Here is a 26514-nt window from a genome sequence, read left to right on the forward strand (position 1 = left end):
TCCGGTCCCCTGAGACAAACCGGGCAAACGCAGCCAGCCAGTCCGGCACCCGGCGGCGCCCCCGAACGTACACGCGAATCCATCCGCATGAGCCGCTCCAACCGTGCCGTCGTCGTACCCCGCGCGCCCTGGCTCCTGATCGTGCCGAGTCTGTTGCTCGCGCTGTTCATCATCAGTTACCCGATCTTCAACATCGTGTATCAGTCGCTGCACGAGGTGTCGCGCTTCGGGCAGATCCGCGGTTTCAGCGGTCTGCAGAACTTCTATAACGTGCTCGGCGATCCCGTGTTCACGAGCGCGCTGCGCAACACGCTCGTCTGGACGTTTTTCGTGGTCACGGGCACCGTGCTGATTTCCGTGCCGGTCGCGCTCATCCTCAACCAGGACTTCTATGGACGCGGGGTCGCGCGCACGATCGTGATGCTGCCGTGGTCCGTCTCGCTCACGATGACCGCCGTGGTGTGGCGCTGGGCGTTCAACGACGACTACGGCATGGTCAACGTGACACTGCAGCGTCTCGGCTTCATCTCGGGGCCGATTCACTGGCTCGCCACGCCGGAATACGCGTTCCCCGTCGAGATTGCCGTCGGCATACTCGTGTCGATTCCGTTCACGACGACGATCCTGCTCGGCGGGCTTTCGTCGGTTCCGGGCGACATCTACGAAGCCGCGCGAATCGACGGCGCAAGCGCCTGGCAGCAGTTCCGCCAGCTCACGCTGCCGCTGCTGAAGCCGTTCATCAACATGGCGATCCTGCTGAACGTGATCTACGTGTTCAACTCGTTCCCGATCATCTGGGTCATGACGCAAGGCGGCCCCGACGACAGCACGCACATTCTCGTCACCTACCTCTACGAAATAGGCTTCCGCCTGGGACGCCCCGGCGAAGCGGCGGCCGTGTCGCTCGTCATGCTTCTGATCCTGTTCGCATTCTCGATCGCCTATCTGCGCCTGCAAGCCATGCGCGGCAGCAGCACGGAAGGAGACCTCGCATGAACCGCAAGCTCAAACGCTCGCTGCTCTGCTGGCTCGCGCTCTCGCCGCTGGTGGTCGCCGTGCTGTTCCCGTTCGCCGTGATGTTCTTCACGTCGTTCAAGCCCGCCTCCGAAGTGTTCGTGTTTCCCGCGCGCTGGCTGCCGGTGCACTGGCGCTGGCAGAACTACGTCGATATGTGGGAAGCCGCGAACTTCGGCGTCGCGCTGCGCAACAGCATCATCGTGAGCGTGCTCTCGACGTCGCTCGCGCTCGCCGTGAGCCTGCCCGCCGCCTACGCGCTCGCACGCTTTCCGTTCCGCGGGCGCGGCCTGTACAAGCAGTTCCTGCTCGTCACGCAGATGCTTTCGCCGATCCTGCTGGTGGTGGGCCTGTTCCGGCTCGCCGCGATGATTCCGTTCGGCGACGGCAACCTCGTCGATTCGAAGATCGGCGTGATCGTTTCGTATGCGGCATTCAACATCGCGTTTGCCGTGTGGATGCTCTCGTCGTACTTCCAGACGGTGCCGCGCGATCTCGAAGAATCGGCGTGGCTTGAAGGCAGCAGCCGCACAGGCGCGGTGTTTCGCGTGTTCCTGCCGCTCGCCTTGCCCGCCATGGTGGTCACCGCGATCTTCACGTTCATCAGCGCGTGGAACGAATTCGCGGTGGTCTATACGCTGATCCGCTCGCCCGAGAACAAGACGCTCACGGTGCAGGTGACCGACATGGTGGCGGGCAAGTACACCGTCGAATGGCAACTCGTGATGGCCGCCACGCTCGCGGCGACACTGCCCGTTTCGGTGGTGTTCGCGTGGCTGCAGCGGTATATGGTGAAAGGACTCGCGCTCGGCGCGGTCAAGTAGCGACAACCGCGACAACAACAGCAGCAACAACGGCAACGGGCGCACTTGCGTGGCGTTTCACGCGCCCGGTTCGCCACGGCACAACTGCGCCGTGGCCATCATCTGCCAATTTCGTGACCGATCACCCCGCCCGCCACTGCGCCGCCCACCGTGCCAAGCGCGCTGCCGTTGGTGACCCGGTTGCCGACGTAGCCGCCCGCGACCGCGCCGCCCAGCGTGCACGCCCCGGTGGCCGATACGGTGAGAAACGCGGCGAAAATCGCGAACCCCAGTGCCGCGCCGTGCCTTCGAAGCCAGTTCATCGTCTGCCCCCCTTTCGATGGCATGACCTTGGTGCCGCAAGCCGCGTGCCACGCACGCTCAATTCTGAAGAAGCCGGACAGTTCAGCCGGATGCTGCAGCGCGTGCGCGCCAATCTCGGACCGCTCGTCGAACGTTAACCGTGTTTATCGCGCGGCAACCTTGCGCTGCCGCCACAGGCACAGCAGGTCGCACGCAATGTGCGCCGCCGCAATCGCGGTAATTTCGCTGTGGTCGTAGGCGGGCGCCACTTCCACCACATCCGCGCCAATCAGATTCACGGCTTCGAGTCCGCGCACGATCGCAAGCGCCTGTGCCGACGAAAGACCGCCCGGTACCGGCGTGCCCGTGCCGGGCGCAAAGGCCGGATCGAGGCAGTCGATATCGAACGTGAGATACGCGGGCCGCTCGCCGACGATATCCAGAATGCGCTGGCGCGCGGCTGCCGGACCGTGCTCGTGGACCCACGCGGCGTCAAGCATATTGATGCCGAGAAAGTCCTCATTCCACGTGCGAATCCCCACCTGTACCGAAGTCTTCGGATCGATGAGCCCGTCTTTCACGGCCTTGTAGAACATCGTGCCGTGATTGAGGCTGTCCGGCGAATCGTCGGCCCACGTGTCGCAGTGCGCATCGAAGTGAATCAGCGAAAGCGGCTTGCCGTATTTTTCCGCGTGCGCAATCAAAAGCGGATACGTGATGAAGTGATCGCCGCCGAACGTGAGCATCTTCGCGTTCGAGCGCAGGATCGTGCGCGCGTGCTCCACGATGGCGGGCTTGATCGACAGTGGATTGTGGGCGTCGAACCAGCAGTCGCCGTAGTCGGTTACCGCGAGCGTTTCGAACGGGTCGAAGCCCCACGGGTACGGGTCCAGCTCGGCGAGCTGCACGCTGGCCGCGCGCACCGCGCTGGGTCCGAGCCGCGCGCCGGAGCGAAACGTTGTAGCGAGATCGAGCGGCACACCCGACACGACGACATCGACGCCGTCGAGTTCGCGCGTGTAGTTGCGTCGCATGAACGACAGCACGCCGCTATAAGTGTTTTCGATGGAAGAGCCGTAAAGCGATGGACGGCGAATCGCGCCGTCGCCATGGATGATGGCAGTCATGCAAGACCTGATTGAAAGGACCGCAGCGCATGAAGCGGAAAAAGTGCGCCGCGGCGGCCGGATTCATTGGGAACGCGGCGGCAGGCATCACATACCTTGCGTGCATTACGTGTATGGCGTGCCTGCCGCCGCGCTGGCTTGCGAATCCTTTAGCGCAGCCGCACGAGCGTGGACTTCAGCTCGGTGTACTTCTCCAGTGCGTGCAACGACTTGTCGCGGCCGTTGCCCGATTCCTTGAAACCGCCGAACGGGAAGTTCATGTCTCCCCCTTCGTCGTAGCAGTTGACCCACACAGTGCCCGCGCGCAGACGACGCGCGATGTCGTGCGCGTGCGTGAGGTTCGCCGTCCAGACCGCGGCGGCGAGGCCGTAGTCGGTATCGTTGGCGACGCGGACTGCTTCGTCAATCGTACTGAACGTGATGACCGACAGCACAGGTCCGAAAATCTCTTCGCGCGCGATCTTCGAATCGTGATGCGTATCGAACACGGTCGGCTGAATATAAAAACCGCCGCTCGACTCGTTCACGCGCTGACCGCCCAGCAGCAGCTTCGAATCCTTGCGACCTGCCTCGATATAGCTCAGCACGCGCTCGAGCTGGATCTTGTCGACAATCGCGCCCATCGACGTCTTCGGGTCGAGCGGATTGCCCGGCACGTATTGGCGCGCAGCCTCGACGAGCTTCGCGAGAAACACGTCCTTGATGTCGCGATGCACGAGCAGGCGCGAACCGGCCGTGCACATTTCGCCCATGTTGTAGAAGATCGCGCTGGCCGCAGCATTCGCGGCGCGGTCGAGGTCCGGGCAGTCGGGCAGCACGATGTTCGGCGACTTGCCGCCGAGTTCGAGCCACACGCGTTTGAGATTCGACTGGCCCGCGTACTGCATGATCTGCTTGCCCACACCGGTCGAACCCGTGAACGCGAGGCAGTCCACGTCGCGATGCAGCGCGAGCAGCTTGCCCGGCTCTCCGCCGCCCGGCAGCACGTTGAACACACCGGCCGGAATGCCCGCCTCGTGCGCGAGCTGCGCGACGCGAATGGCCGTGAGCGGCGACTTCTCCGAAGGCTTGAGCACCACGCTGTTGCCCGCCGCGAGCGCCGGGCCGAACTTCCACGATGCCATCAGAATCGGGAAGTTCCAGGGCACGACGGCCGCGACCACGCCAATCGGCTCGCGCGTGACGAGGCCCACGAGATGGTGGTCGGCGGGCGCGACTTCGCCGCCGATCTTGTCGATTGCTTCCGCGAACCATTGGACGCAATAGGCCGCGCCCGGCACGTCGACTGTCGTTGTGTCGCCAATGGGTTTGCCCGCGTCGAGCGTTTCGAGCAGCGCGAGTTCGTCGCGATGCTCGCGCATGAGCGCGGCCCAGCGCAGCAGGACCGCCTTGCGCGCACGCGGATTCAGGCCCGCCCACACCTGCGCGTCGAACGCGCGGCGCGCGGCGGCAACGGCTGCATCCACATCGGCGGCGCCGCAATCCGCGACGCTCGTGAGCACGCGCGCATCGATCGGGCTCACGCAGTCGAAGGTACGGCCCGAGTAAGCGTCGCGATATGCGCCGTCGATAAATGCGCGGCCTTCGATCGACAGGGTTGCAGCCTTGTCCTGCCAGTAAGCGAGTGTTTTCTTTTCCATCAGGATGCCTCAATGTTGTGCGATTTACCGTGCGTGCCGCGTACAGCGCGGCTGACGGCCGTGGGTTCGCGCGATCAGAAAGTGGGCGGCGAATTTGCCGACACCACTTCGCAGATATCGTTCGCGCTGGGATTGCGAAAACGGTGCGGCAGGCGGCTCTCGAAGTAGTAGCTGTCTCCGGGGTCGAGCAGCCAGGTCGTGCCGTCCACACTCAGTTCGAGCTGGCCGGACACCACGACGCCGCCTTCATGGCCCGCATGGGTCAGCATTTCGGCGCCGGTATCCGCGAGCGGCTGATACACCTCGCGCAGGATGCCCATGTTGCGGTCTTTTACGTTCGCACCCGCGAGATAAAACTCGATGGACGCCGTGCCGAGATTCGGCATCTCGTCGCGCCGCGACACCACGCTGCTGCCTTCGCTCAGGTCGAAGGTGAAGAATTCCGCGAGACTCATGGGAATGCATTCGAGCAGCTTCTTGAGCGACCCGACCGACGGGCTGACCCGGCTTTGCTCGATCAGCGAGATCGCACCATTGGTGACGCCCGCGCGCTTTGCGAGCTCGCGCTGAGACAGGCCGTACCGCTTGCGCACGTAGCGCAACCGGACAGCGACTTCAGTGGATGACGAAACAGATTCGGACACGTTCAAGAACCGTAGACGAAAGCGCGCGCACGCGCGTGAGACCCAGCGGACGTGTTGAATATTCTAATCAGTTGGGGTTTTTTTCAGTCAGTAGAAACCCGTGTATGACGGGCGTCGCCGCAGGCGTCGCCGCAAAATCGGGCCATACGTCCCCCGCGCAAGCCCGTTCCGGCCGAAATTCGGGAAAGTGCTGACCCCAAAAACGTTAAAAAATAATTGACGCCTATTTTGGCTCGTATATCCTGAATCACAGGTCGGTCATGATGAAGTTCCCTCTGCTACGCTGCAGTGCCGCATGTGAATAGCGATGCGAAGGACTTCGGAAGACGGCCGCGTTCCGGTTGATGCAACGTTGGCCGTATGCGCGTTCGCAGCGGGAATGAACCCATGTTCAACGTCACCCAGTCGAGTGCAATTGTGAGAGTCCGTGGCCCTCTGGTCCGATGGCATCAAAGTCCTGCGAGGTGTCTTCGCAGCGACTGTGCCGCCATCGCCGATGGCATTAGCGGCAGGCTTGCCTCTCGCCTGCTTTTATCCGCCATCACGATACTTTCGCGCCGGTCGGTCCGGCGCCGTAACGCCATCTCCGCGCGCGCGTTCATCGCCGTCCATACGGACGAAGTCGCGTCGCTGCTGCCCTAGCGCCTCTCCTTCCTGCGCTGTTCGCCGTTTCTGTCGTCTTTCGCCCGTGAGGTCCGTCGCCTCGCCCGTGCGAAATGACTGCGCGCGTCCAACCACGGTTGCACCGCACATCGGCAGGAAACGAACCGCCTACATGATCTCCACGCGCAGTGCCATGCGTTAGCAGGGCGCCCGGCGCAATTCAGGTTTGCGGCCTCGTTTCTTGCGGGGCTGCAAGGTCATGTCACACCCGCTGCATTTCCCGCAATTCATGAATTGCGCATAGCGGCAGACCAAGGAAGCAGAACTTTAGCCATGCGAACTAAACCTCTGGTCGGCGTCACTGCCGATCGAACCATGACAGGCGCACATGCGTCGCACGTCACCGGCGAGAAGTACATCACCGCCGCCGTGGACGGCGCGGGCGCACTCGCGCTCGTGGTGCCCGCACTCGGCACGCATCAGGCCACGGCCGATCTGCTCGACGCCGTCGACGGGCTGCTCTTCACGGGCAGCTACTCGAACGTCGAACCGCATCATTACGGCGGTGCGCGGAGCGAACCGGGCACGCTGCACGACCCGCACCGCGATGCAACCACGCTGCCGCTCATGCGCGCCGCAATCGAGGCCGGCGTGCCGGTCCTCGCGATCTGCCGCGGCTTTCAGGAAATGAACGTCGTGTACGGCGGCACGCTGCATCAACACGTTCACGCCGTGAAGGGCTTCGACGATCACCGCGAAAACAAGGCCAATTCGCTCGATGAGCAATATGGCCCGGCGCATCAGATCGCGCTCGTCGACGGCGGCCTGCTGCAACGTATCGCGCATGGCGCACGCGAGGCACGCGTGAACTCGTTGCATGGGCAAGGAATCGACCGGATGGGCGCCGGGCTCGTGGCCGAAGCCCATGCGCCGGACGGACTCATCGAGGCCGTGAGCGTCGCCAATGCGCGCACTTTCGCACTGGGCGTGCAGTGGCACCCCGAGTGGAAGCACGCGCAAAACGCCCTGTCCACCGCGTTATTCCGTGCGTTCGGCGAAGCCTGCCGCGCACGCATGCTGGCCCGAATACCGGGCGGGGCTGCCAGGCCTGGCGCTGAAGCGCCTCGCACCGCCCACGCCTGAAGCCAGCCCGTACCCGATAGAGAGAACAATCATGCAAGAGATCGACGAGTTTCTGAAAAAGCATCACATCACCGAAATCGAAGCCATCATCCCCGATATGGCAGGTATTGCGCGCGGCAAGATCATTCCGCGCAGCAAGTTCGAATCCGGCGAATCCATGCGGCTGCCGCAAGCCGTCATGATCCAGACCGTGACCGGCGACTATCCGGAAGACGGCAGCCTCACCGGCGTCACCGACCCGGACATGGTCTGCGTGCCCGACTCCTCGACGATCCGCATCATTCCGTGGGCCGTCGATCCCACCGCGCAGGTGATTCACGATTGCGTCCACTTCGACGGCACACCCGTCGAAATCTCGCCGCGCCGCGTGCTGCGCCGCGTGCTCGAACTCTATGCGGCGAAAGGCTGGAAGCCTGTTATCGCGCCGGAGCTGGAGTTCTACCTCGTCGACATGAACAAGGACCCGGATATCCCGCTCGCGCCGCCCATCGGCCGTACGGGACGTCCGGAAACGGGCCGCCAGGCTTATTCGATCGAGGCCGTCAACGAGTTCGATCCGCTCTTCGAAGACATCTACGAGTACTGCGATATCCAGGATCTCGAAGTCGACACGCTGATTCACGAAGTCGGCGCCGCGCAGATGGAAATCAACTTCCTGCACGGCGATCCGCTCAATCTGGCCGACCGCGTGTTCCTGTTCAAGCGCACGGTGCGCGAAGCGGCGCTGCGTCACCACATGTACGCCACCTTCATGGCGAAACCAATGGAGAACGAGCCGGGCTCGGCCATGCACGTGCACCAGAGCCTCGTGAGCGCCGAAAGCGGCCAGAACCTCTTCACAGGTCAAGACGGCAAGCCCACCGACATGTTCTACGCGTACATCGCGGGCCTGCAGAAATACACGCCCGCGCTGATGCCGATCTTCGCGCCGTACATCAATTCGTACCGCCGCCTGTCGCGCTTCATGGCCGCGCCGATCAACGTTGCATGGGGCTACGACAACCGCACCGTGGGCTTTCGTGTGCCGTACTCGTCGCCCGCCGCGCGCCGCGTCGAGAACCGCATTCCGGGCGTGGATACGAACCCGTACCTCGCGATTGCCGCAACGCTCGCCGCGGGCTACCTCGGCCTCACGCAGCATCTGAAGCCGACCGAACCGCTCGTGAGCGACGGCTATGCACTGCCGTACCAGCTTCCGCGCAATCTCGAAGAGGGCCTCACGCTGATGAGCGCATGCGAACCGCTGAAAGACATCCTCGGCGAGAAATTCGTGCGCGCCTATCTGGCGCTGAAGGAAACCGAATATGAAGCGTATTTCCGCGTGATCAGCTCGTGGGAACGCAAACATCTGCTGCTGCACGTGTAACTGCAAGGAGACAAACAATGAGCTACCGAATCGATGCGCCCGCAAGCGCCATCCAACCCGCCCCGACGATGCTGCACGCGCAGGCCGCGCGCTCCACGAGCGAGTACCGCGCTCTCGACGCCGCGCATCACATCCATCCGTTCTCGGACATGGGCGCGCTGAACGCGCACGGCAGCCGCGTGATCGTGAAAGCGAAGGGCGTGTATCTGTGGGACTCGGAAGGCAACAAGATCATCGACGGCATGGCCGGTCTGTGGTGCGTGAACGTGGGCTACGGCCGCAAGGAACTGGCCGACGCCGCCTACCGCCAGATGCAGGAACTGCCGTACTACAACACCTTCTTCAAGACGACGCACCCGCCGGTCATCGAACTTTCGGCGCTGCTCGCCGAACTGTCGCCCGAGCCGTTCAATCACTTCTTCTATTGCAACAGCGGCTCCGAAGGCAACGACACGGTGCTGCGCATCGTGCATCAATACTGGCTCACGCAGGGCAAGCCGTCGAAGAAGGTCGTCATCTCGCGCAAGAACGGCTATCACGGTTCGACCATCGCGGGCGGCACGCTCGGCGGCATGGGCTACATGCACGATCAGATGCCCTCGAAGGTCGAGAACATCGTTCATATCGACCAGCCGTATTTCTTCGGCGAGGCCCAGGGCGACATGACACCGGAAGAGTTCGGTCTCGCACGCGCGCAGCAGCTCGAAGCGAAGATCCTCGAAGTGGGCGCGGAGAATGTCGCCGCATTCATCGGCGAGCCGTTCCAGGGCGCGGGCGGCGTGATCTTCCCGCCAGCGACCTACTGGCCGGAAATCCAGCGCATCTGCCGCAAGTACGACATTTTGCTGTGCGCCGACGAAGTGATCGGCGGCTTCGGCCGCACGGGCGAATGGTTCGCGCATCAGCACTTCGGTTTCGAGCCGGACCTGATCACGATGGCCAAGGGCCTCACGAGCGGCTATGTGCCGATGGGCGCGGTGGGTCTGCACGACCGCGTCGCGAAGGCGATCATCGAGAACGGCGACTTCAACCACGGCCTCACGTACTCGGGCCACCCGGTGGCCGCAGCCGTCGCCGTCGCGAATCTCAAGCTGCTGCGCGACGACGGCATCGTCACGCGCGTGAAGTCGGATACCGGCCCGTACTTCCAGCAACGTCTGCGCGAGGCGCTCGGCAAGCATCCGATCGTCGGCGACATCTCGGGTGTCGGCCTCGTCGCCGGGATCCAGCTCGCTCAAGACCCGAAGTCGCGCAAACGCTTCGCCAACGGCGGCGACGTGGGCACGCTGTGCCGCGACTTCTGCTTCAACGGCAACCTGATCATGCGCGCCACCGGCGACCGCATGCTGCTCTCGCCGCCGCTCGTGATCACGCGCGCCGAGATCGATGAAATCGTGTCGAAGGCGAAGGCCGCCATCGACGCAACCGCGCACCAACTGGGACTTATGTAACGTCACTTGTCTTTGACCGGCGGCGCGCCACGGGGCGCAGGCGCCGCCGGTCGACCTTCACTTCAGGGGATAACAAAATGAGTGTTAGTCATCTTCGTCATGCGGTCGCGGTTGCCGCCCTCGCTCTGTGCGCGGGTCTCACGGCTACATCGAGCCAGCCGGCGCGCGCAGCGGACGACGTATTGAACGTCTATAACTGGTCCGACTACATTGCGAAGGACACGATTCCGGGCTTTGAAAAGCAAAGCGGAATCAAGGTGAAGTACGACAACTACGACAGCGACGACACGCTGCAGGCCAAGCTGCTCGCAGGCAGCTCGGGCTACGACATCGTTGTGCCGACATCGAACTACATGGCCAAGCAGATTCAGGCCGGCGTGTACCAGAAGCTCGACAAGTCGAAGATCCCGAACCTCGCGAACCTCGATCCGGTGCTCATGCACATGATCGCGGACGCCGATCCGGGCAACCAGTACGGCGTGCCCTGGGCCTTCGGCACCGACGGCATCGGCTACAACGTCGAGGCCGTCAAGAAGGCGCTCGGCGACAACGCGCCGGTGGACAGCTGGGCGCTCGTGTTCGATCCGCAATATCTCTCGAAGCTCAAGGGCTGCGGCGTATCGTTCCTCGACCAGGCCGTGGACGTGTTCGCGGCCACGCTGCAGTACATGCACAAGGATCCGAACAGCACGAATCCCGCCGATTATCAGGCCGCCTTTGAAGTGCTGAAGAAAGTCCGCCCGTACATCACCCAGTTCAACTCGTCGGGCTACATCAACGACCTCGTCAACAACGACGTCTGCGTCGCGGTGGCCTGGTCGGGCGACGTCGGCATCGCGCACCGCCGTGCTGAGGAAGCCAAGCGTTCGTATCACCTCAAGTTCTCGAATCCGAAGGAAGGCGGTCTGCTGTGGTTCGACGTGATGGTCGTGCCGAAGGATGCGCCGCACCCCGAGGCCGCGATGAAGTGGATCAACTACATCGAAGATGCGAGGGTCAATTCGCAGATCACGAACGAAGTGTTCTATCCGACCGCGAACAAGGCCGCTCACCCGTTCGTGACGCCTGCGGTCGTGCAGGACACGACGGTGTATCCGCCGGAAGATGTCCTGAAGAAGATGACGCTGATGAAGCCGATGCCGGCCGACATCCTGCGTCTGGAAAACCGTCTCTGGGCGCAGCTCAAGACGGGCCACTGATGCCCTGAAAGCCCCTGAAGAAAACATGAAGGAGACACTGCGGAAGAGGGATCGCTCGACCCCTCTCCGCCTGAAGCCCGAAGTCTGAAGTCCGGTTGTGCCGCGCCGTATTCCGTGACGGCGCGCACGGCATCCCCCGAGCCTCGTTCGCAGTACCGATATCCGCGAGTCGCGTCATGCGCCCCGTGCGGGACCGCTCGCGCCTGCGATCAGAAAGGAACTACAAGGTTACATCATGAATTCGACGTCAACAGTCAACGCCAATACGGCCGCGCGTGCATCGGGCGCCGCGGTTACCCCCAACGACGCCTTCGTGCGAATCGAAAACGTCGTCAAGAAATTCGGCGACAGCACCGCCGTGGATCATGTCAGTCTGAACATCGCGAAGAACGAACTCTTCGCGTTGCTCGGCAGCTCGGGCTGCGGCAAGTCCACGCTACTGCGCATGCTCGCCGGGCTCGAAACCGCCACGTCGGGCCGCATCTTCGTCGACGGCGAAGACCTCGCGACGCTGCCGCCGTATCGTCGCCCCGTCAACATGATGTTCCAGTCGTATGCGCTCTTTCCGCACATGAGCGTCGAATCGAACGTCGCATTCGGCCTCAAGCAGGAAGGCGTGCCGAAGAACGAGATCCGCGAGCGCGTGGCCGATGCGTTGAATCTCGTGCAGATGAGCCGGTATGCCAGGCGCAAGCCGCATCAGCTCTCCGGCGGCCAGCAGCAGCGCGTGGCGCTTGCGCGCTCGCTCGTGAAGCGTCCGAAGCTGCTGCTGCTCGACGAGCCGATGTCGGCGCTCGACAAGAAGATTCGCCAGAAGACCCAGCTCGAACTCGCGAACATCATCGAGAAGGTCGGCGTCACCTGTGTGATGGTCACGCACGACCAGGAAGAAGCAATGACGATGGCCAACCGGCTCGCCGTCATGAGCGAAGGCCGCATCGTGCAGATCGGCTCGCCGAGCCAGGTCTACGAATTCCCCAACAGCCGCTTTTCCGCCGAGTTCATCGGCTCGACCAACCTCTTCGAAGGCAACGTGGTCGAGGACGAACCCGATCACATCTTCGTCGAAAGCGAGGATCTGGAAACGCGCATGTACGTGAGCCACGGCATCACCGGCCCGCTCGGCATGCCCGTGGGCATCTCCGTGCGCCCCGAGCGCGTGCGCGTCACGCGCGAAAAGCCCGCCTCGCAGCACAACTGGGCGCGCGGCGTCGTCACGAACGTCGCCTACATGGGCAGCTACTCGCTCTATCACGTGCGCCTGCCGGGCGGCAAGGTGGTCGTCTCGAACCTCTCCAGTTCGCACCTCACGAGCGACGATGCGCCCGTCTGGAACGACGACGTCTACGTGTCCTGGTCGCCGGCCAGCGGCGTTGTGCTCACGCAATGAGGAGGATCCCCACATGAGTACGTCTCTTCCCAATGCCAACGCGCAGGCCACGGCCGGGCGCAGCGGCACGCAGCGCCCGGCACCCGTGCGCTTTCTCTCACGCTTTTTCTCGCGCTTTGTGCCTTCGGGCCGCACCGCCGTGATCGGCATCCCGTTCCTGTGGCTGACGCTCTTCTTCGCCCTGCCTTTCGTGCTGGTGCTGAAGATCAGCTTCGCCGACCAGATCATGGGCATTCCGCCCTACACGAACCTCATCGAGATCAAAGACGGCGTCGTGCACTTCGCGATGCAGCTCTCGCATTACGCGTTCCTGCTGCAAGACGATCTGTACATCGCCACTTACATCAGCTCGCTCAAGATGGCTGCGGTCTCAACCATCTTCTGCCTGTTGATCGGCTATCCGATCGCGTATTACATCGCGCGCTCGAATCCGGCCACGCGCAACCTGCTGATGATGGGCGTGATGCTGCCGTTCTGGACGTCGTTCCTGATCCGCGTGTATGCGTGGATCGGCATTCTCAAGGATGACGGCCTGCTCAATCACGCGCTCATGGCCATCGGCCTGATTCACTCGCCGCTGCGCCTCTATCACAGCGACGCGGGCGTTTATATCGGCATGGTGTATTCGTATCTGCCGTTCATGGTCATGCCGCTCTACGCGCACCTCGTCAAGATGGACCTCACGCTGCTCGAGGCCGCCTACGACCTCGGCGCGAAGCCGTGGGTCGCGTTCACGCAGATCACGCTGCCGCTTTCGAAGAACGGGATCATCGCGGGCAGCCTGCTCGTGTTCATCCCGGCAGTGGGCGAGTACGTGATTCCCGAACTGCTCGGCGGCGCCGACACGCTGATGATCGGCCGCGTCATGTGGGACGAGTTCTTCAACAACATGGACTGGCCGATGGCGTCCGCAGTGACCGTTGCGATGGTGGTGCTGCTGCTCGTGCCGATGGCGGTCTTTCAGTATTACCAGGTCAAGGAACTGGAGGAAGCCAAATGATCAAGCCCAACCGCGCCCTCTCGGCAAGCGTGCTCGCAGCCGGTTTCCTGTTTCTCTACATCCCGATCATCAGCCTCGTCGTCTACTCGTTCAACGAGTCGAAGCTCGTGACCGTCTGGTCGGGGTTCTCGCTGAAGTGGTACAGCGCGCTGCTGCGCGACGAAGAACTGCTGAGCGCCGCATGGCTTTCGCTGAAGATCGGCCTGATGACCGCATTCGCTTCGGTTGCGATCGGCACCTGGGCGGGTTATGTGCTCGCGCGCATGGGCCGCTTCAAGGGCTTCACGCTCTACACGGGCATGATCAACGCGCCGCTCGTGATTCCCGAAGTGATCCAGGGCATCTCGCTCCTGCTGCTGTTCGTTGCGCTCGAACAGATGCTCGGCTGGCCGAGAGGCCGCGGCATCCTGACGATCTGGATCGGCCACGTGATGCTCTGCGTCTCGTACGTCGCCATCATCGTGCAGTCGCGCGTGAAAGAGATGAATCGCTCTCTCGAAGAGGCCGCGCTCGACCTCGGCGCGACGCCGCTCAAGGTGTTCTTCGTCATCACGCTGCCGCTCATCTCGCAGGCCCTGCTTTCGGGCTGGCTGCTCTCGTTCACGCTCTCCATCGACGACCTCGTGCTCTCCGCGTTCCTCTCGGGACCCGGGTCGACCACGCTGCCGCTCGTCGTGTTCTCGCGCGTGCGCCTTGGCCTCAATCCTGAGATGAACGCGCTCGCCACGCTCTTCATTACCGCCGTGACGATCGGGGTGATCGTCGTGAATCAGTTGATGATGGCCCGCGAGAAAAAGCGCCTGCGCGACATGCAGATGGCCTTCGTGCAGCCGGATCCCGCGGAAGGCCCGAAGCCCGCGGCGCCCACGGGCGCCGTGGGCCAGCCGATTGGCCGCCGTACGGCTTGAGCGGCACACATAAAACATCCGGGGAGCAACGCCAGAAATACAACCTGAAGCACGACGCGAAGCGAGAGCGCGGCAACCGTGCGGATTGATGTGCGGCTCGTGGGGACGAGCCGCACATCGACGGGGTATCCAGGCTAAACGCCGAAGTCTTTGCAAAAAAACGACCCACAAGGAGAATCCTGATGAGGAAGAAGTTAATCTGTTTGCTCGTGGCCGGCGCCCTGCCGGGTCTGGCCATGGCAGACGCGACCAGCGACCAGCTCAAGGCCCTGCAGGCGCAGTTGAACGCCCTGCAAAAAGAGGTGAAATCGCTCAAGTCCGAACTGGCCGCTTCGAAAAACGCAAAGGCCTCGAAGACCACGACCGCGACGACCGCTGGTGCAGCCCCGGCCGTCGCAGCGGCGCCCGCGCCGGTGGTGGATGTGTCGTCACCCGACTACGGCAAGGCCCCGGCGCGTCTGACCAACGACGAAGTCGAAGCGATGAAGCAGCAGATCGCCAACCAGCAACTGAAGGTGGATTCGCTGAGCGATGCGGCAAACACCGGGCCGCTCGCGGGGCTGTCGGTCACGGGCTATATCGACCCGACGTATATCTATAACCGCGCGCCGGGCACGTCGTCGTTCCTGTTCGCAAACCGCTCGCCCGAGTACAACTACTTCAACAGCACGTTCGGCGACGTCTACCTCGACATCAAGAAGACCTTCGGTGTCGGGCCGATGGCGCCGTCCGCCGAAATCACGCTCATGCCGAGCCGCGGCAACGGCATCACGCTGCTGACCGACCAGCGCGGCAACATCACCGGCAACATCCTGAACACGGCCGTCATCACCGTGCCGGTGACGGCGACCGGGACCTTCGTCGCGGGCCTGATGCCGAGCTTCGGCGGCTACGAGGTGCAGCAGTCCAACCTGATGCTGACCCTCACGCACAACCTGCTCTACGATTTCTCGGATCCGGGCAGCTACGTAGGCGTGGGCTGGAACTGGACGCCGAGCGGCAGCAACTGGGCGTGGAAGTTCATGATCGCCAATGAGCAGTACCGCACGAATGGTGCAGTCACGCAGACCGGCACGAATTCGCTGCCCTTCCCGCTCACCCAGGACCCGATCACGAGGAGCAACAGAATCCCGACATTCACCGCGCGTGCCGACTACACCTGGTCCAGCGCGCTGGATATCGGCGGTTCTTTCAATATCGGACGCCAGACGCTGGGAGTCGGCACCAATCCGTTCACGGGCAACCAGGGCTTTGGTCCGGGTGCGAACGCAACGACTTCGGGCGGCTACTTCTTCTTCGGCGAACTGGATGCGACCTACACGCTCGCGGATCTGCAGTACAACGCCGAACTCGACTACGGCCAGCAGCAGCACGCGGCGTTCAACGGCGGCAACGCGCAGTGGTACGGTTTCTCGCTGCTCGCGCATCGCAAGTTCAGCATGCCGGGGTTGGGCCGCATGGGTGCGACCGTACGCTACGACCTGCTCGCCAACAGCAAGAACGGCGGCGGCGGTGGCGGGATCGTGCTCAATTCGAACGGCATGGACGTGAACAACGGCTTCGGCGTCGGTGCGGACTGCCTCGTGAACTCCGTGAACAACGGTGGAGCCGGTCTGGAGTGCAAGGGCGCAACGCGCCAGGACGTCGCGCTCGATCTGCTGTTCTTCCCGACCCAGCAGATCACGGTCAAGGTCGAGTATCGCCACGACTGGGCCACGCAGCGGGTGTTCCTGCGCAGCGACGGGTCGTACAGCAAGAACAACGACCTGATCGGCACGCAGCTCATCTACTCGTTCTGACGAGGCCGGGGCGGACGGCGGCTTGTGCCGCGCCGTCCGCTTTTCATCTGGACATTCACCCATGCTCGAATTCGCCAATCAGCCTCACGCCGAATCCTGGTACGCCGCCACCGCCAACGACGCCACCCGCCATCCCGTTCTGGAAGGCACGATCGATGCCGATGTCTGCGTGATCGGCGCCGGACTCACCGGCGTTTCGGCGGCGCTCAATCTCGCCGAACGCGGCTATCGCGTGGCACTCGTCGAGGCGTCGAAGGTCGGCTGGGCCGCGAGCGGGCGCAACGGCGGACAGCTGATCGGCGGCTTCGCCTGCGACATCGACACGTTCGCGGCCTTCATGTCCGAGGACGAAATCCGGCGGATCTGGGCCATGGGCCTTGAAACGCTCGACATCGTGAAGTCGCGCGTGGCGAAGCACAATATCGATTGCGCGCTCACGCAAGGTTATTTCACCGCCGCCAACAAGCCGCGCGACGTCGATGCCCTCAAGCGCTGGCGCGACGAAGCCGCCACGCGCTTCGGCTACGACCGGTTCCGCTATGTCGATGCAGATGGTGTCGGCCAGTACGCCCAGTCGTCGCGCTATCCGGGCGGTCTCTACGATCCCGATAGCGGCCACCTGCACCCGCTCAACTACGCGCTGGGCCTCGCACGCGCCGCCGTGGAAGCCGGCGTGCGCGTGTTCGAGGACAGCGCCGTGACGCGCCTTCGCGACGAGAACGGCGGCCATGTCGTCGAGACCGCGCGCGGCAAGGTGCGCGCGAAGTTCGTTGTGCTCGCATGCAACACGTACCTCGGTGCGCTCGCGCCCGAGCTCTCGCGCAAGATCATGCCGGTCGGCACCTACGTCATTGCAACCGGGCCGCTCGGCAAGGAACGCATGGCCGCGCTCATGCCCGCGCAAGCGGCCGTTTGCGACAGCCGCTTCGTGCTCGACTACTTCCGGCCCGCACCCGACACGCGTCTCCTCTGGGGCGGCAAGGTGAGTTACTCGACGTTCGCGCCGCCCAATCTCGGCGAAGCCATGCGGCGCGACATGCTGAAGACTTTCCCGCAACTCGCCGATGTGAAAGTCGATTACGCGTGGGGCGGTTACGTCGACATCACAATGAGTCGCGCACCGCATTTTGGCCGGCTCAAGCCGACCGTCTATTTCGCCCAGGGTTTTTCGGGGCACGGCGTGAACACGACAGGGCTCGCCGGCAAGCTGATCGCCGAGGCCATCGACGGCCAGGCCGCGCGCTTCGATCTGTTCGGCAAGATCCGTCACCGCGATTTCCCCGGCGGTGCGGCGCTGCGCACCCCTGCCCTCGTACTCGCCATGGCCTGGTGTCGAATGAAGGATCTGCTCTGATGACTGCACGCCTCGACGCCCACGCTCACGCCCTCGGCCGCAACTCGTATTACGAAGCTTCGGTCACGCGCCCCGCCAACGACGACCCCGTGCTCGAAGGCACGCTCGACGCCGATGTCTGTGTGATCGGCGCGGGCTTTGCCGGTTTGTCGGTCGCACTCGAATGCCGCGCACGCGGCTTGTCGGCGATCGTGCTCGACGCGCACCGGCCCGGCTGGGGCGCATCGGGACGCAATGGCGGGCAGACGCTCGTCGGCTTCGCAAAGGACGAAGTGCTCGAAAAGCAACTCGGCGCGCAGGGCGTGCGCGCCGCATGGGCGCTCTCGGTGGAGGGCATCGGCCTCGTGCGCGAGCGTATCGAACACTACGGCATCGACTGCGATTTCACGGCGGGCTACGTTACCGTCGCGACGAAGGCCAAACGCGTGCCCGATCTGCACGCATGGATGGACGCCGCGCGCACGCGCTGGGGCTATGACCGGCTCGAATGGCTCGATACCGATGCGACGCGCGCGCGTGTCGCGTCGGAGCGTTATCTCGCAGGCGTGTTCGATCCGGTCTCCGGCCATCTGCATCCGCTCAAATATTGCCTCGGTCTCGCCGACGCCGCGCGCCGCGAAGGCGCGCAACTCTTCGCGCATTCGCGCGCGCTGAAGGTCGTGCGCGGCGTGCGTCCGGTCGTGAAGACCGCGCGCGGCGAAGTGCGCTGCCGCTTCGTCGTGGCGTGCTGCAATGCCGTGCCCGGCGGCTTGCTGCCCGAGAACATCGCCGCGCGCATCGCGCCCATTGCGTCGTACATCATCGCGACCGAACCGCTCGGCCGCGCACGCGCCGACGCGCTGATTCCCGGTCGCGCGGCCATCTGCGACAACAATTTCTTCCTCGATTACTTCCGCCTGAGCGCCGACGACCGTCTGCTGTTCGGCGGCCGGGCGAATTCGGCGGGCGCCGCGCCTGCGGAGCTAACCGAGGCGATGAAAAAACGCATGGTCGATGTGTTCCCGCAGCTTGCGGGCACACGCGTGGACTACGCGTGGGGCGGCTTCGTCGACGTCACGCGCAACCGCGCGCCGGATTTCGGCGCAATCGATCCGAACTATTACTACGTGCAGGGCTTTTCGGGCCATGGCGTCGCGCTGACCGGCATTGCGGGCCGCTCCGTTGCTCAGGCCATCGCGGGCGAAAGCGCTGCGTTCGATCTTTTCGCAAGGCTGCGGCATGCGCGTTTTCCCGGCGGTCCTGCATGGCGGCGGCCCGCGCTCGAAATCGGCATGCTGTATCACCGGGTGATGGAGATGCTTTGATGTTGTGCGTCGTGCGGCACTGGCGGGAAATCAAGCGTCTGCGTGGGACACCACATGGCGGCGACGACCGTAATTGACGCGACGCACCACTTCAATGCGCCGCCCCAGATTGACTGACGCGGTGATCGGCTAGTGGATTTACCGGGTATCCGCATTTCGCGGTTGATACTGACGAGCTTCTTCTGCGCCGCAAAAATGCGAATGCGGGCCTGCGTAGTGCCGCTGCGTGAATTATTCTGGAAGCGTTGCAAGCGTTCGTTCCTTTTCAGGTATTCGACAGGAGGTGTGCCATGTCGATGTCGCCAACCTTGCAGGAGTGCCTGCATAGCAAGGGTTCCCGTTACGAAGTCGTGCGTCACCCGTACAGCCACTCGAGTATCGAAACGGCTGCTGCGGCGCACATTCCCGGTGACCGCCTCGCCAAGACCGTGCTCCTCGAAGACGAACACGGCTATGTGGCCGCCGTGCTGCCATCGACTTACGCCGTGCAGCTCTCCGAACTCTGGAGCAAGACCGGGCGCCAACTCGTCCTGGCCCCGGAAGCCGTAATGCGCGAATTGTTCAAGGACTGCGATGCGGGAGCGCTGCCGCCGATTTGTATGGCGTATGGCATGAAGACCTACCTGGAATCGAGCCTGGCTGGGCAGCCGGACGTCTACTTCGAAGCGGGTGATCACGAAGAACTGATTCATATGGAAGCCGATCAGTTCCTCACGCTGATGGACGACGCGGAGCGCGCGCATTTCGCACGGCGGATGCGAGGGGTGGGCGGCCGGGCGTGAGGCGGGGCCTGCGGGCCAAAATATCCCGATGTTGTTGGGCCGAATGGCTCCTATGGGGCGCCTACGGCCCTCCGCGACGGGCGGGAGTCGGCCATGAGCCGTCGTTCGATTCGGGTGTAGGTTCGACATTCGAGCGTCGGCTTCGCTCAGTTGTCGACCAACCGCGCATCGATGATGCTTGTTGCATCATCGGCCGTTGCCGACGTTCGAAGGCAGATAACGTTCCACCAGTCTTGCCCAAAAGGCCGAACCGACGACCAGGTTCTCGTCGTTGAAATCATAGGTCGCGCTGTGCAGGGTGTTCCCGCCGTCGGTCGGGCCGTTACCGATCCGCAGGAAGGCACCGGGGCGCGCCTGCAACATGTACGCGAAGTCCTCGCTTCCCATCAACGGGGCCACCTGTTCCGTGACCCGATCGTCGCCAACCAGTTCTTTCGCGACCTGGATCGCAAGCTCCGTTTCGGCATCGGTGTTCGTCACCATTGGATAGCCCTCCACGTAATCGACGACGGCCGCGAGGCCATAGCTGCCGGCCTGCGCGTGCACGAGCCCGATGATTCTCTCCTTCAGCATCCGACGGACGCCCGCGTCGAACGATCGAACGCTGATGTTCAATTCGACCTCGCCCGGAATTACATTGGGCGCCGATCCGCCGGCTATCCTTCCGATGGTTACAACGGCGGACTGGGTCGGATCGACATTGCGGGACACGATGGTCTGCAAGGCCATCACGATGCTGCCTGCCGCGACGATCGGGTCGTTTGCCAGATGCGGGCGGGCAGCGTGCCCGCCTTTGCCGACGACTTTGATGAAGACGCGGTCGCCCGCGGCCATGAAGTTGCCTTTGCGGAACATGAACGTGCCCGCCGGAGCGCCCGGGTGGTTGTGCATCGCGAACACCGCATCGCAGGGAAACCGCTCGAAGAGCCCTTGCTCGACCATTCGCTTGGCACCGCTGTCGTAGCCGCGCTCCTCGGCGGGCTGGAAAATCAGGTTCACGGTGCCGTCGAATTGCCTGCGCTGCGACAAGTATCGGGCCGCGCCGAGCAGCATGGCGGTATGCCCGTCATGACCGCAGGCATGCATCCGTCCCGGAATCAGGCTCTTGTGGCCGAACGTGTTGAACTCGTCGATCGGCAGCGCGTCCATGTCGGCCCGGATCCCGATGCTGCGTTCACTCGCGCCCAGCCGCAGCGTGCCGACGACGCCCGTGCCGGCGATCCCCGTCTCGACCGAATAGCCGTATTCATTCAGACGATTCGCGACGAGTTCCGCGGTCGCCACTTCCTCGAACGCGAGTTCCGGGCAGCAATGCAGCGTATAGCGGAGCTTGCGCATGTCGTCGGCAAGCGGTTCGAGGTCGGAGACGGAACTGAGGTCGGGTAATAGCATGTTCGATCCAGGAAGGAGCGGCGGACTAGAAGGGGCCCAAATGAATGGCGACGCCGGCTGCAATGGCGACGATGCAGATGCCGAACCAGGCGACCAGCAGGGGCATGACGAAACGCAGCCACTTGACGTAGGAAACACCGGAGGTCGCCAGGACCGCCATCAGGACACCGGAAGTCGGGTTAAAACAGTTGATGAAGCCTTCGCCGAGCAGCACGGCTTGTACCGTCACCTGACGGGTCAGGTGCAGCGTGTCGCACAGCGGAGCGAAGATCGGGATGAGCACCGCCGATTCGCCCGATCCGGACGAGATTCCGACGTGAATCAACGCGGCGCTCGCGAACATGCTGATAGCAGCCGCCGTGGAATTGAGCGGGGCAAGCCATCCGGCGAGCATGTCGACGATCGGGTCCAGGATCTTCCCGTCGGTGAGGACGATAGAGATGGCTCGCGCGATCCCCACCACGAGCGCACCTTTGACGAGTCCGCTGCAGCCATGAAGAAACGTGTCCGCGATCTCGCCCGGTCGAATGCCGCTCGCAATCCCGCCGGCAATCGCCATGACGAGGAACATCGCGATCATCTCGGTTTCGGCCCAGTGCCGCGTCGACGAACCGTAGACGAATACCGACAGGCAGACGAGTACGATGCCGACGACGACGAGTTGCCGGGTGTCGAGGCGTCGCGGAGACGGGAGCGGCATGGCCCCGCCCATCGACGGCGTCGAGGCGGAAACCGCTGCGCCGTTCACTCGACTCGCGCGAATCCGGGCGACGAGAAAAATGATGGTGGCCACGACGAAGACGATGTAGATGCACACGCGGAACGTCATGCCGGAAAACATCGGCAGGCTGGCCAGACGCTGGGTCAGTCCGGTCGTCACCGGGTTGAGGATGCCCGTGTTGAAGCCCGCATAGGTACTCAGATAGATCAGGCCGGCCCCCATTTCCCTCGACAGCCCCATCGACTCGGCCAGCAGCAGTCCAAGCGGGACGAACGCCACGACCGAATTCGTCACGACACCCAGGGTGCCGAGCAGCGAAAAGACGACGCACAGGACGATGACGGTGATGTGCGTCCGCGCGCCTTCCCGGTGGGCGGCCAATGCGAGTGCGCTACGAACGGCCCCGGTCGCTTCGAGCACCGCCAGCGCACCGCCGGTAAACAGGATGAGAAAGATGATCGGCGCGGACGCGATCATTCCCTTGGCCAGCGTGACAAACATCTCGCCTGGCAACACGCCGTGCCGAGCCACCGGTTTCAGGCTGCCGGGGACAACGAGGCTGACGCCATCGCTGACCGTCCGCGAGAACTCGCCCGATGGCACGACCCATGTCGCGATCACCGCCACCATCAGCATGACGAACAGCAGCACATAGGGGCTGATTGGCTCCCTGCCGCCGTTCGCGCGGGCTGGCCGCCGCTGCTCCACGCTTTCGACTTTCCTGCTCGCGTCGTTCATGTTGCTCCTCCATCGATGCTTTCGAGCGGTCGTCCGCTCTGTCTCCGTTCGGGTCGGGGACGTGCGCGTACCCCGGCCGGCTATGGGGCGGAGTATCGGCGAAAATCCAAGTGGAAAGTTGCCTGTCAAGCTGCGAAAATGTTGCATTGAATGCAACACTGGAACTCGCGTTGGATACCTTCGAACGGAGCCTCTCCGAACGTACGCTGCAATACCTGGTCGCGATCGCGACGTACGGCGGGATGCGTCAGGCAGCACTTGGCCTGGATGTGAACGTTTCGACGATCAGCAGGCAAGTCGCCCTGGCCGAGCGCGACCTTCGGCTGTCGCTCGTCACACGTCGTGGGCGAAAAATGGAGTTGACCGAAGCGGGTCAGATGGCGGTCGATTATTTTCGCGACTGCGAGCGCAACGCCCGCCGATTTCGTGCCCAGCTCGAGGAATACCGCAGCCTGCAGCGCGGGCAGGTCGCCATCGCCGCAGGCGAGGGAATCGTGACGAGTCTGGTCTCGGTTGCCCTGAAACCCTTCCTGGACAGATACCCCGGCATCGTCGTGGAGTTGCGCACCGGCTCGCTTCCGCAACTCATCTCCATGATCCGTGAGGATCTGGTCGACATCTGCGTGTCCATCGGTGCCTCGACCGACCCGACTCTGAACGCGCGCATGTTCCAGAGCGAGCCCTTATGTGCGATCTTTTCGGTCGACCATCCGATGTCGTCGCGCAAATCGGTGAAGATGGAAGATCTCGCCAATGAGCGCCTGGTCTTTATGCCCACGGAGTTCGGGTTGCAGGCCCATGTCAACGCGATCCTCGCCGATATCGGACACACGTACATGCCTGCATTTCGCTGTGACCGGTTTTCGACGGCCGCTGCAATTGCGGCACAGAACCTGGCTGTTGCATTCATGACTCGCGGCGCAGCCCAGGAGAGAATCGCCTCCGGTCAGGTCAAGGCCGTGCCGATCGACCATCCAATCGCACGTACATTCGACCGCTACGTGATAACACGGGCCGGACGGCGACTTGGCCCGGCCGCGAACTATCTCCTGCGGGAAATTGTCAGGCTAATGTCGACTGTGTAGCAATAGAAGCAGCACCCGTTGTATTCAGCACATTCGCACCTCGGCATTTTGGCGATCGACATGGCCGGGCGGACGACTGTTGTTTCCTCGAAGCGGTCATTTTGTTCGTGCTGGCTCGAACGTCTCTTGCGGGTCGCTTTATGCCTCTCGCATAGATCCATCGCTCGCGGCCTCTCACGATCCAACCATGGGTCGGAGTGCGGCCAAGAAGAGACATTCGACGCTACAGGCTAGATCGCCAACAATCCGGTGACACAATGTACGTATGAGTTAAGTTCGCTCGCGCACGGAATGCAGCATGTCGATGAGGTGCAGTACACATCTAACAGATTTGACAATACCCCCAACCATGGGAAAGACGCCCCTTGGCCAACGACCATCGCCTCGCGCACGAGACGTGGTAATTCTCCTGATATTGCTGCTGGCCGGTGCATGCGTGTCACTACTCCTCGCATCCAGGAACGCTGACTCCTTCTGGCCTAACTTCCTGTTTTATTGGCTTAGTCAAGCGTTACCGCTTACAGGCATGCTCGTGTTGGGAGCAAGGGCGATACTGATAGCGGGGTCTGCTACAGGTCTCGTCTGTTTCCTGATCCTGTATTCGTCGCTGATTGATCAGTCTGGAGGCTGGTTGTACTACGTGTTCGGCGCTTTTGGGGCGTCGGTCTGTGCGCTGATTGTCAGCGACTCGTGCAGGGTCCCGTGGACTAACTCAGCAATCGCCTATACCGTGGGCATAGGTGCCGTTGCTGCTGGCGCTGCGTTACCGCTTATATTTTTTCTTGTAGCGCTGCATTCAGTGTGAGGTAACTTACAGAAAGCGCTCGCGAGCGAGTGTCTGCTTTGAAGGCTCACCACCGACGGCTAACCGCCGTGCCGCTTCCGCCTAGAATCCTCTGAGGAGGTTCCAGCTAATGTCAGCTATCAAGCGCATCGATCCGGGCCAGCCCGCCTATCAGGCCGCGCTGCACAGGACGACCCGCTACCCTGCGGAGCACGTGACGTTGACGACCGGCTCCAGGAAGAGGCTACGCCCCAGTTTGCCTCATCTCAAGGTCGGGCGCGGCAAGGTCGGCGTAGGCGGCAAGGGCTGCGACAAGTAGACATCTGCGACCCCAATGCAGCGTCGCGCCAGGTGGCAGCCGGACGTCCCGCGCCTCATTGTGGCAGTGGTTGTGCTAGCGGCACAGGTCGGCCATCAAGAGTCGTTCGCTAGTGTCGCGCACCTGACATTCATGCGCCCGTAGCGCTCAGTTTCCGGTCGTTCGCGGGCCGACGATGACCACGTGCCGTTCGCCGGCGATCGACCACACGTAGCTGTGATTGGGCATCACGCACTTCTTCCGCGTTGTTTTCAAGGCCTGACTTGATGTCCGCCGGACTGATGCCTTCTGGATTGCCCTTGAGGTCGTCGATATAAACAAGACATTCTTGGTCCCGTTTCAAACGCAGCACATTGGGACTAAAGCGGAATCCACGACGGGAGAGTTCTTGCCGATCCCGCTGAGCTGCCATCATTCACGAACGGAAGGCAGATGAAACGCCTCCGGAACGTCCAGCCCCAAACTATCCAGGCACGGCTTTGTCGTGCCTCCTCCGCGCGATCCCCCGGCGGCGTACTGGAAGCAATCCTTTGATTCCAGGATTATTTCCGTTGTGACGCCCGTCTGATCAAATTCGATGATCATCCGTCGAAAACGCATGTCCATAGCACCAACGGCAGCGCATCCCCCACCCGCGCACATGAAAAGAACCAGTCCGCCAAGGGTGTAACTGCTGCCATACTCCACCCATGACTCATCGACTGCCACGGTATCGGGCTCGCCGAACTGCATCAAAACGTCCTCACGGGTGGACTCGCCCTTCTTGATCGATTCCGGGACCGTCGCAGGGACGTTGGCGCGGGAATCGTAATAGCCTGGTGGAACCGGCACCGGGCAAGCAACCAGCAGCAACGCGGCACCGACGGCAACGCCGATCGTCCTTAACAGGGATGCTTGCATCGTTGAAGTCCCGATCAAGGTGAGTTCGGAAACGCCCGGATTCTGACCATGGTGTGGTGCCGCAGCACGCCATGCTCGTCGAAGGCCAGCACCAGACTGAACTTGCCATTCCATGTTTTTTCTCTTCGCCGCATCAAAATGTAGCCAGCCTTATCCTCATCTAGCAGATAGGTTAGGATGCGCCCGCCCTCAAACGTGGAACTGGGCTCAGCCAGGTGCAGGTAGACATCCTCGCGCGTCGTCGAGTCGTCCTTCAGGAACGCCAGCAGATCCGGACTACCCACTGGAGTCATGCAACTGGCGAGGACGGCCGTCAATGCGACGACTCCCGTTAGGTACGGTCTCGCATGCATCCGGTGGCCTCCCGAATTGTTGGCATTCGCGGTATAAGGACGCTGGTCGTAAAGGGTTCGCCGGCGTCTGGGGGCGGACCCTGTACTGCAGCTACATTTAGCATAGGCGAATTGGAGCGGCACGTAACGCACTCAGCCGAATTGCCAAAAGCCGGGAAATGTCTGATCACAGCCTGTGGACAGGTGCGGCCGATCGTCCGCTTTGGCTGAGCTACTGTCCCCGAGAGGCCGGCCCGGATGGCTGTACCACTCAGTTATCCGCCGTTTAACCACGACGGCGTGACCGGCGGTAGTGGGTCGGCTACGGTCTTCGGCGTCAGGCGGTAGTCGTTAAGGGTTATTGGACGTCTGCCCTCAACCACATGGCCGTGAGTGTGCCGCGGCGCGTGTGG

Annotated in this window: 26 protein-coding genes; 16 read left to right on the top strand and 10 right to left on the bottom strand. The window is 62.8% G+C overall.

Annotation, left to right across the window (positions count from 1 at the left end; genetic code table 11):
* Positions 1 to 87 precede the first annotated feature (87 nt).
* A complete protein-coding gene (locus ACFPTO_RS21910) occupies positions 88 to 996 on the top strand; it encodes a carbohydrate ABC transporter permease (protein WP_377714672.1) in 909 nt (302 codons plus the stop codon).
* On the top strand, positions 993 to 1838 hold the full coding sequence (locus ACFPTO_RS21915; RefSeq protein ID WP_296659538.1) for a carbohydrate ABC transporter permease: 846 nt from the start codon (positions 993 to 995) through the stop codon (positions 1836 to 1838). The genes ACFPTO_RS21910 and ACFPTO_RS21915 overlap by 4 nt, the downstream gene beginning before the upstream one ends.
* A gap of 98 nt (positions 1839 to 1936) precedes the next feature.
* On the opposite strand, the gene ACFPTO_RS21920 is transcribed toward ACFPTO_RS21915, so the two are convergent.
* The 4 genes from ACFPTO_RS21920 to ACFPTO_RS21935 all read right to left on the bottom strand — a co-directional run bounded on the left by ACFPTO_RS21920 (position 1937) and on the right by ACFPTO_RS21935 (position 5531).
* Entirely contained in the window at positions 1937 to 2140 is a 204-nt protein-coding gene (locus tag ACFPTO_RS21920; protein ID WP_377714675.1) for a glycine zipper 2TM domain-containing protein, read from the bottom strand.
* A gap of 144 nt (positions 2141 to 2284) precedes the next feature.
* Positions 2285 to 3247, bottom strand: a complete 963-nt coding sequence (speB, locus tag ACFPTO_RS21925) for an agmatinase (RefSeq protein ID WP_377714677.1) — start codon at positions 3245 to 3247, stop codon at positions 2285 to 2287.
* A 149-nt stretch (positions 3248 to 3396) separates the two neighbouring features.
* Positions 3397 to 4887: an aldehyde dehydrogenase gene (locus ACFPTO_RS21930; protein WP_377714679.1), complete on the bottom strand. Its 1491-nt coding sequence runs from the start codon at positions 4885 to 4887 to the stop codon at positions 3397 to 3399.
* Between the two features lie 74 nt (positions 4888 to 4961).
* Complete coding sequence (locus tag ACFPTO_RS21935) at positions 4962 to 5531, bottom strand: cupin domain-containing protein (RefSeq protein WP_377714680.1); 570 nt, start codon at positions 5529 to 5531, stop codon at positions 4962 to 4964.
* 417 nt (positions 5532 to 5948) lie between these two features.
* Between ACFPTO_RS21935 and ACFPTO_RS21940 the strand changes: the two genes are divergently transcribed.
* The 11 genes from ACFPTO_RS21940 (at position 5949) to ACFPTO_RS21990 (ending at position 19048) form a co-directional block, all read left to right on the top strand.
* Positions 5949 to 6173 carry a hypothetical protein gene (locus tag ACFPTO_RS21940; RefSeq protein ID WP_377714722.1) on the top strand — a complete coding sequence of 75 codons (225 nt, stop codon included), beginning with the start codon at positions 5949 to 5951 and terminating at the stop codon, positions 6171 to 6173.
* Positions 6174 to 6467: 294 nt separating this feature from the next.
* Complete coding sequence (locus ACFPTO_RS21945; protein WP_377714682.1) at positions 6468 to 7277, top strand: gamma-glutamyl-gamma-aminobutyrate hydrolase family protein; 810 nt, start codon at positions 6468 to 6470, stop codon at positions 7275 to 7277.
* 31 nt (positions 7278 to 7308) lie between these two features.
* Entirely contained in the window at positions 7309 to 8643 is a 1335-nt protein-coding gene (locus tag ACFPTO_RS21950) for a glutamine synthetase family protein (RefSeq protein WP_296659562.1), read from the top strand.
* Positions 8644 to 8660: 17 nt separating this feature from the next.
* Entirely contained in the window at positions 8661 to 10094 is a 1434-nt protein-coding gene (locus ACFPTO_RS21955; protein WP_377714684.1) for an aspartate aminotransferase family protein, read from the top strand.
* A gap of 77 nt (positions 10095 to 10171) precedes the next feature.
* Positions 10172 to 11293: a polyamine ABC transporter substrate-binding protein gene (locus ACFPTO_RS21960; protein ID WP_377714686.1), complete on the top strand. Its 1122-nt coding sequence runs from the start codon at positions 10172 to 10174 to the stop codon at positions 11291 to 11293.
* A gap of 235 nt (positions 11294 to 11528) precedes the next feature.
* Positions 11529 to 12683, top strand: coding sequence for an ABC transporter ATP-binding protein (locus ACFPTO_RS21965; RefSeq protein ID WP_377714688.1), 1155 nt, complete (start codon positions 11529 to 11531; stop codon positions 12681 to 12683).
* A gap of 13 nt (positions 12684 to 12696) precedes the next feature.
* On the top strand, positions 12697 to 13683 hold the full coding sequence (locus ACFPTO_RS21970; RefSeq protein ID WP_377714690.1) for an ABC transporter permease subunit: 987 nt from the start codon (positions 12697 to 12699) through the stop codon (positions 13681 to 13683).
* On the top strand, positions 13680 to 14591 hold the full coding sequence (locus ACFPTO_RS21975) for an ABC transporter permease subunit (RefSeq protein ID WP_377714692.1): 912 nt from the start codon (positions 13680 to 13682) through the stop codon (positions 14589 to 14591). The genes ACFPTO_RS21970 and ACFPTO_RS21975 overlap by 4 nt, the downstream gene beginning before the upstream one ends.
* Positions 14592 to 14773: 182 nt before the next feature.
* Positions 14774 to 16390, top strand: coding sequence for a DUF3138 family protein (locus tag ACFPTO_RS21980; RefSeq protein ID WP_377714694.1), 1617 nt, complete (start codon positions 14774 to 14776; stop codon positions 16388 to 16390).
* A gap of 61 nt (positions 16391 to 16451) precedes the next feature.
* Positions 16452 to 17744 (top strand): NAD(P)/FAD-dependent oxidoreductase, encoded by a 1293-nt coding sequence (locus ACFPTO_RS21985; protein WP_377714696.1) that lies wholly within the window; start codon positions 16452 to 16454, stop codon positions 17742 to 17744.
* On the top strand, positions 17744 to 19048 hold the full coding sequence (locus ACFPTO_RS21990) for an NAD(P)/FAD-dependent oxidoreductase (protein ID WP_377714698.1): 1305 nt from the start codon (positions 17744 to 17746) through the stop codon (positions 19046 to 19048). Before ACFPTO_RS21985 ends, ACFPTO_RS21990 begins: the two co-directional genes overlap by 1 nt.
* On the opposite strand, the gene ACFPTO_RS21995 is transcribed toward ACFPTO_RS21990, so the two are convergent.
* The gene (locus ACFPTO_RS21995; RefSeq protein WP_377714700.1) at positions 19024 to 19299 is read right to left on the bottom strand and encodes a hypothetical protein; all 276 of its coding nucleotides are present in this window, start codon (positions 19297 to 19299) and stop codon (positions 19024 to 19026) included. The two genes, ACFPTO_RS21990 and ACFPTO_RS21995, sit on opposite strands and share 25 nt — an antisense overlap.
* A gap of 39 nt (positions 19300 to 19338) precedes the next feature.
* Here ACFPTO_RS21995 and ACFPTO_RS22000 point away from each other — a divergent pair, with 39 nt between their 5' ends.
* Positions 19339 to 19830, top strand: coding sequence for an aminoacyl-tRNA deacylase (locus ACFPTO_RS22000; protein ID WP_377714702.1), 492 nt, complete (start codon positions 19339 to 19341; stop codon positions 19828 to 19830).
* Between the two features lie 186 nt (positions 19831 to 20016).
* On the opposite strand, the gene ACFPTO_RS22005 is transcribed toward ACFPTO_RS22000, so the two are convergent.
* Both ACFPTO_RS22005 and ACFPTO_RS22010 read right to left on the bottom strand, forming a co-directional pair.
* Positions 20017 to 21222 (bottom strand): M20 aminoacylase family protein, encoded by a 1206-nt coding sequence (locus ACFPTO_RS22005; protein WP_377714704.1) that lies wholly within the window; start codon positions 21220 to 21222, stop codon positions 20017 to 20019.
* 25 nt (positions 21223 to 21247) lie between these two features.
* A complete protein-coding gene (locus ACFPTO_RS22010; RefSeq protein WP_377714706.1) occupies positions 21248 to 22681 on the bottom strand; it encodes a YfcC family protein in 1434 nt (477 codons plus the stop codon).
* Positions 22682 to 22827: 146 nt separating this feature from the next.
* Between ACFPTO_RS22010 and ACFPTO_RS22015 the strand changes: the two genes are divergently transcribed.
* A complete protein-coding gene (locus ACFPTO_RS22015) occupies positions 22828 to 23766 on the top strand; it encodes a LysR family transcriptional regulator (protein WP_377714708.1) in 939 nt (312 codons plus the stop codon).
* A gap of 914 nt (positions 23767 to 24680) precedes the next feature.
* Entirely contained in the window at positions 24681 to 24869 is a 189-nt protein-coding gene (locus ACFPTO_RS22020) for a hypothetical protein (protein ID WP_377714710.1), read from the top strand.
* 130 nt (positions 24870 to 24999) lie between these two features.
* Here the strand turns inward: ACFPTO_RS22020 and ACFPTO_RS22025 are convergent, their stop codons facing one another.
* From ACFPTO_RS22025 to ACFPTO_RS22035, 3 genes are read right to left on the bottom strand one after another with little or no spacing between them, the layout of a single operon-like run.
* The gene (locus ACFPTO_RS22025; RefSeq protein ID WP_377714712.1) at positions 25000 to 25284 is read right to left on the bottom strand and encodes a hypothetical protein; all 285 of its coding nucleotides are present in this window, start codon (positions 25282 to 25284) and stop codon (positions 25000 to 25002) included.
* Entirely contained in the window at positions 25281 to 25769 is a 489-nt protein-coding gene (locus tag ACFPTO_RS22030) for a hypothetical protein (protein WP_377714714.1), read from the bottom strand. Before ACFPTO_RS22030 ends, ACFPTO_RS22025 begins: the two co-directional genes overlap by 4 nt.
* Before the next feature lie 14 nt (positions 25770 to 25783).
* Complete coding sequence (locus ACFPTO_RS22035) at positions 25784 to 26086, bottom strand: hypothetical protein (protein WP_377714716.1); 303 nt, start codon at positions 26084 to 26086, stop codon at positions 25784 to 25786.
* Between the last annotated feature and the right edge of the window lie 428 nt (positions 26087 to 26514).

The organism is Paraburkholderia denitrificans, from assembly GCF_042655705.1.
Classification (GTDB): Bacteria; Pseudomonadota; Gammaproteobacteria; order Burkholderiales; family Burkholderiaceae; genus Paraburkholderia; species Paraburkholderia denitrificans.

Coding starts and splice junctions, on each gene's coding strand:
- ACFPTO_RS21910 (WP_377714672.1), top strand. CDS start 88: ATGAGCCGCTCCAACCGTGCCGTCGTCGTACCCCGCGCGCCCTGGCTC.
- ACFPTO_RS21915 (WP_296659538.1), top strand. CDS start 993: ATGAACCGCAAGCTCAAACGCTCGCTGCTCTGCTGGCTCGCGCTCTCG.
- ACFPTO_RS21920 (WP_377714675.1), bottom strand. CDS start 2,140: ATGAACTGGCTTCGAAGGCACGGCGCGGCACTGGGGTTCGCGATTTTC.
- speB (WP_377714677.1), bottom strand. CDS start 3,247: ATGACTGCCATCATCCATGGCGACGGCGCGATTCGCCGTCCATCGCTT.
- ACFPTO_RS21930 (WP_377714679.1), bottom strand. CDS start 4,887: ATGGAAAAGAAAACACTCGCTTACTGGCAGGACAAGGCTGCAACCCTG.
- ACFPTO_RS21945 (WP_377714682.1), top strand. CDS start 6,468: ATGCGAACTAAACCTCTGGTCGGCGTCACTGCCGATCGAACCATGACA.
- ACFPTO_RS21950 (WP_296659562.1), top strand. CDS start 7,309: ATGCAAGAGATCGACGAGTTTCTGAAAAAGCATCACATCACCGAAATC.
- ACFPTO_RS21955 (WP_377714684.1), top strand. CDS start 8,661: ATGAGCTACCGAATCGATGCGCCCGCAAGCGCCATCCAACCCGCCCCG.
- ACFPTO_RS21960 (WP_377714686.1), top strand. CDS start 10,172: ATGAGTGTTAGTCATCTTCGTCATGCGGTCGCGGTTGCCGCCCTCGCT.
- ACFPTO_RS21965 (WP_377714688.1), top strand. CDS start 11,529: ATGAATTCGACGTCAACAGTCAACGCCAATACGGCCGCGCGTGCATCG.
- ACFPTO_RS21970 (WP_377714690.1), top strand. CDS start 12,697: ATGAGTACGTCTCTTCCCAATGCCAACGCGCAGGCCACGGCCGGGCGC.
- ACFPTO_RS21975 (WP_377714692.1), top strand. CDS start 13,680: ATGATCAAGCCCAACCGCGCCCTCTCGGCAAGCGTGCTCGCAGCCGGT.
- ACFPTO_RS21980 (WP_377714694.1), top strand. CDS start 14,774: ATGAGGAAGAAGTTAATCTGTTTGCTCGTGGCCGGCGCCCTGCCGGGT.
- ACFPTO_RS21985 (WP_377714696.1), top strand. CDS start 16,452: ATGCTCGAATTCGCCAATCAGCCTCACGCCGAATCCTGGTACGCCGCC.
- ACFPTO_RS21990 (WP_377714698.1), top strand. CDS start 17,744: ATGACTGCACGCCTCGACGCCCACGCTCACGCCCTCGGCCGCAACTCG.
- ACFPTO_RS22000 (WP_377714702.1), top strand. CDS start 19,339: ATGTCGATGTCGCCAACCTTGCAGGAGTGCCTGCATAGCAAGGGTTCC.
- ACFPTO_RS22005 (WP_377714704.1), bottom strand. CDS start 21,222: ATGCTATTACCCGACCTCAGTTCCGTCTCCGACCTCGAACCGCTTGCC.
- ACFPTO_RS22010 (WP_377714706.1), bottom strand. CDS start 22,681: ATGAACGACGCGAGCAGGAAAGTCGAAAGCGTGGAGCAGCGGCGGCCA.
- ACFPTO_RS22020 (WP_377714710.1), top strand. CDS start 24,681: ATGTCAGCTATCAAGCGCATCGATCCGGGCCAGCCCGCCTATCAGGCC.
- ACFPTO_RS22025 (WP_377714712.1), bottom strand. CDS start 25,284: ATGATGGCAGCTCAGCGGGATCGGCAAGAACTCTCCCGTCGTGGATTC.
- ACFPTO_RS22030 (WP_377714714.1), bottom strand. CDS start 25,769: ATGCAAGCATCCCTGTTAAGGACGATCGGCGTTGCCGTCGGTGCCGCG.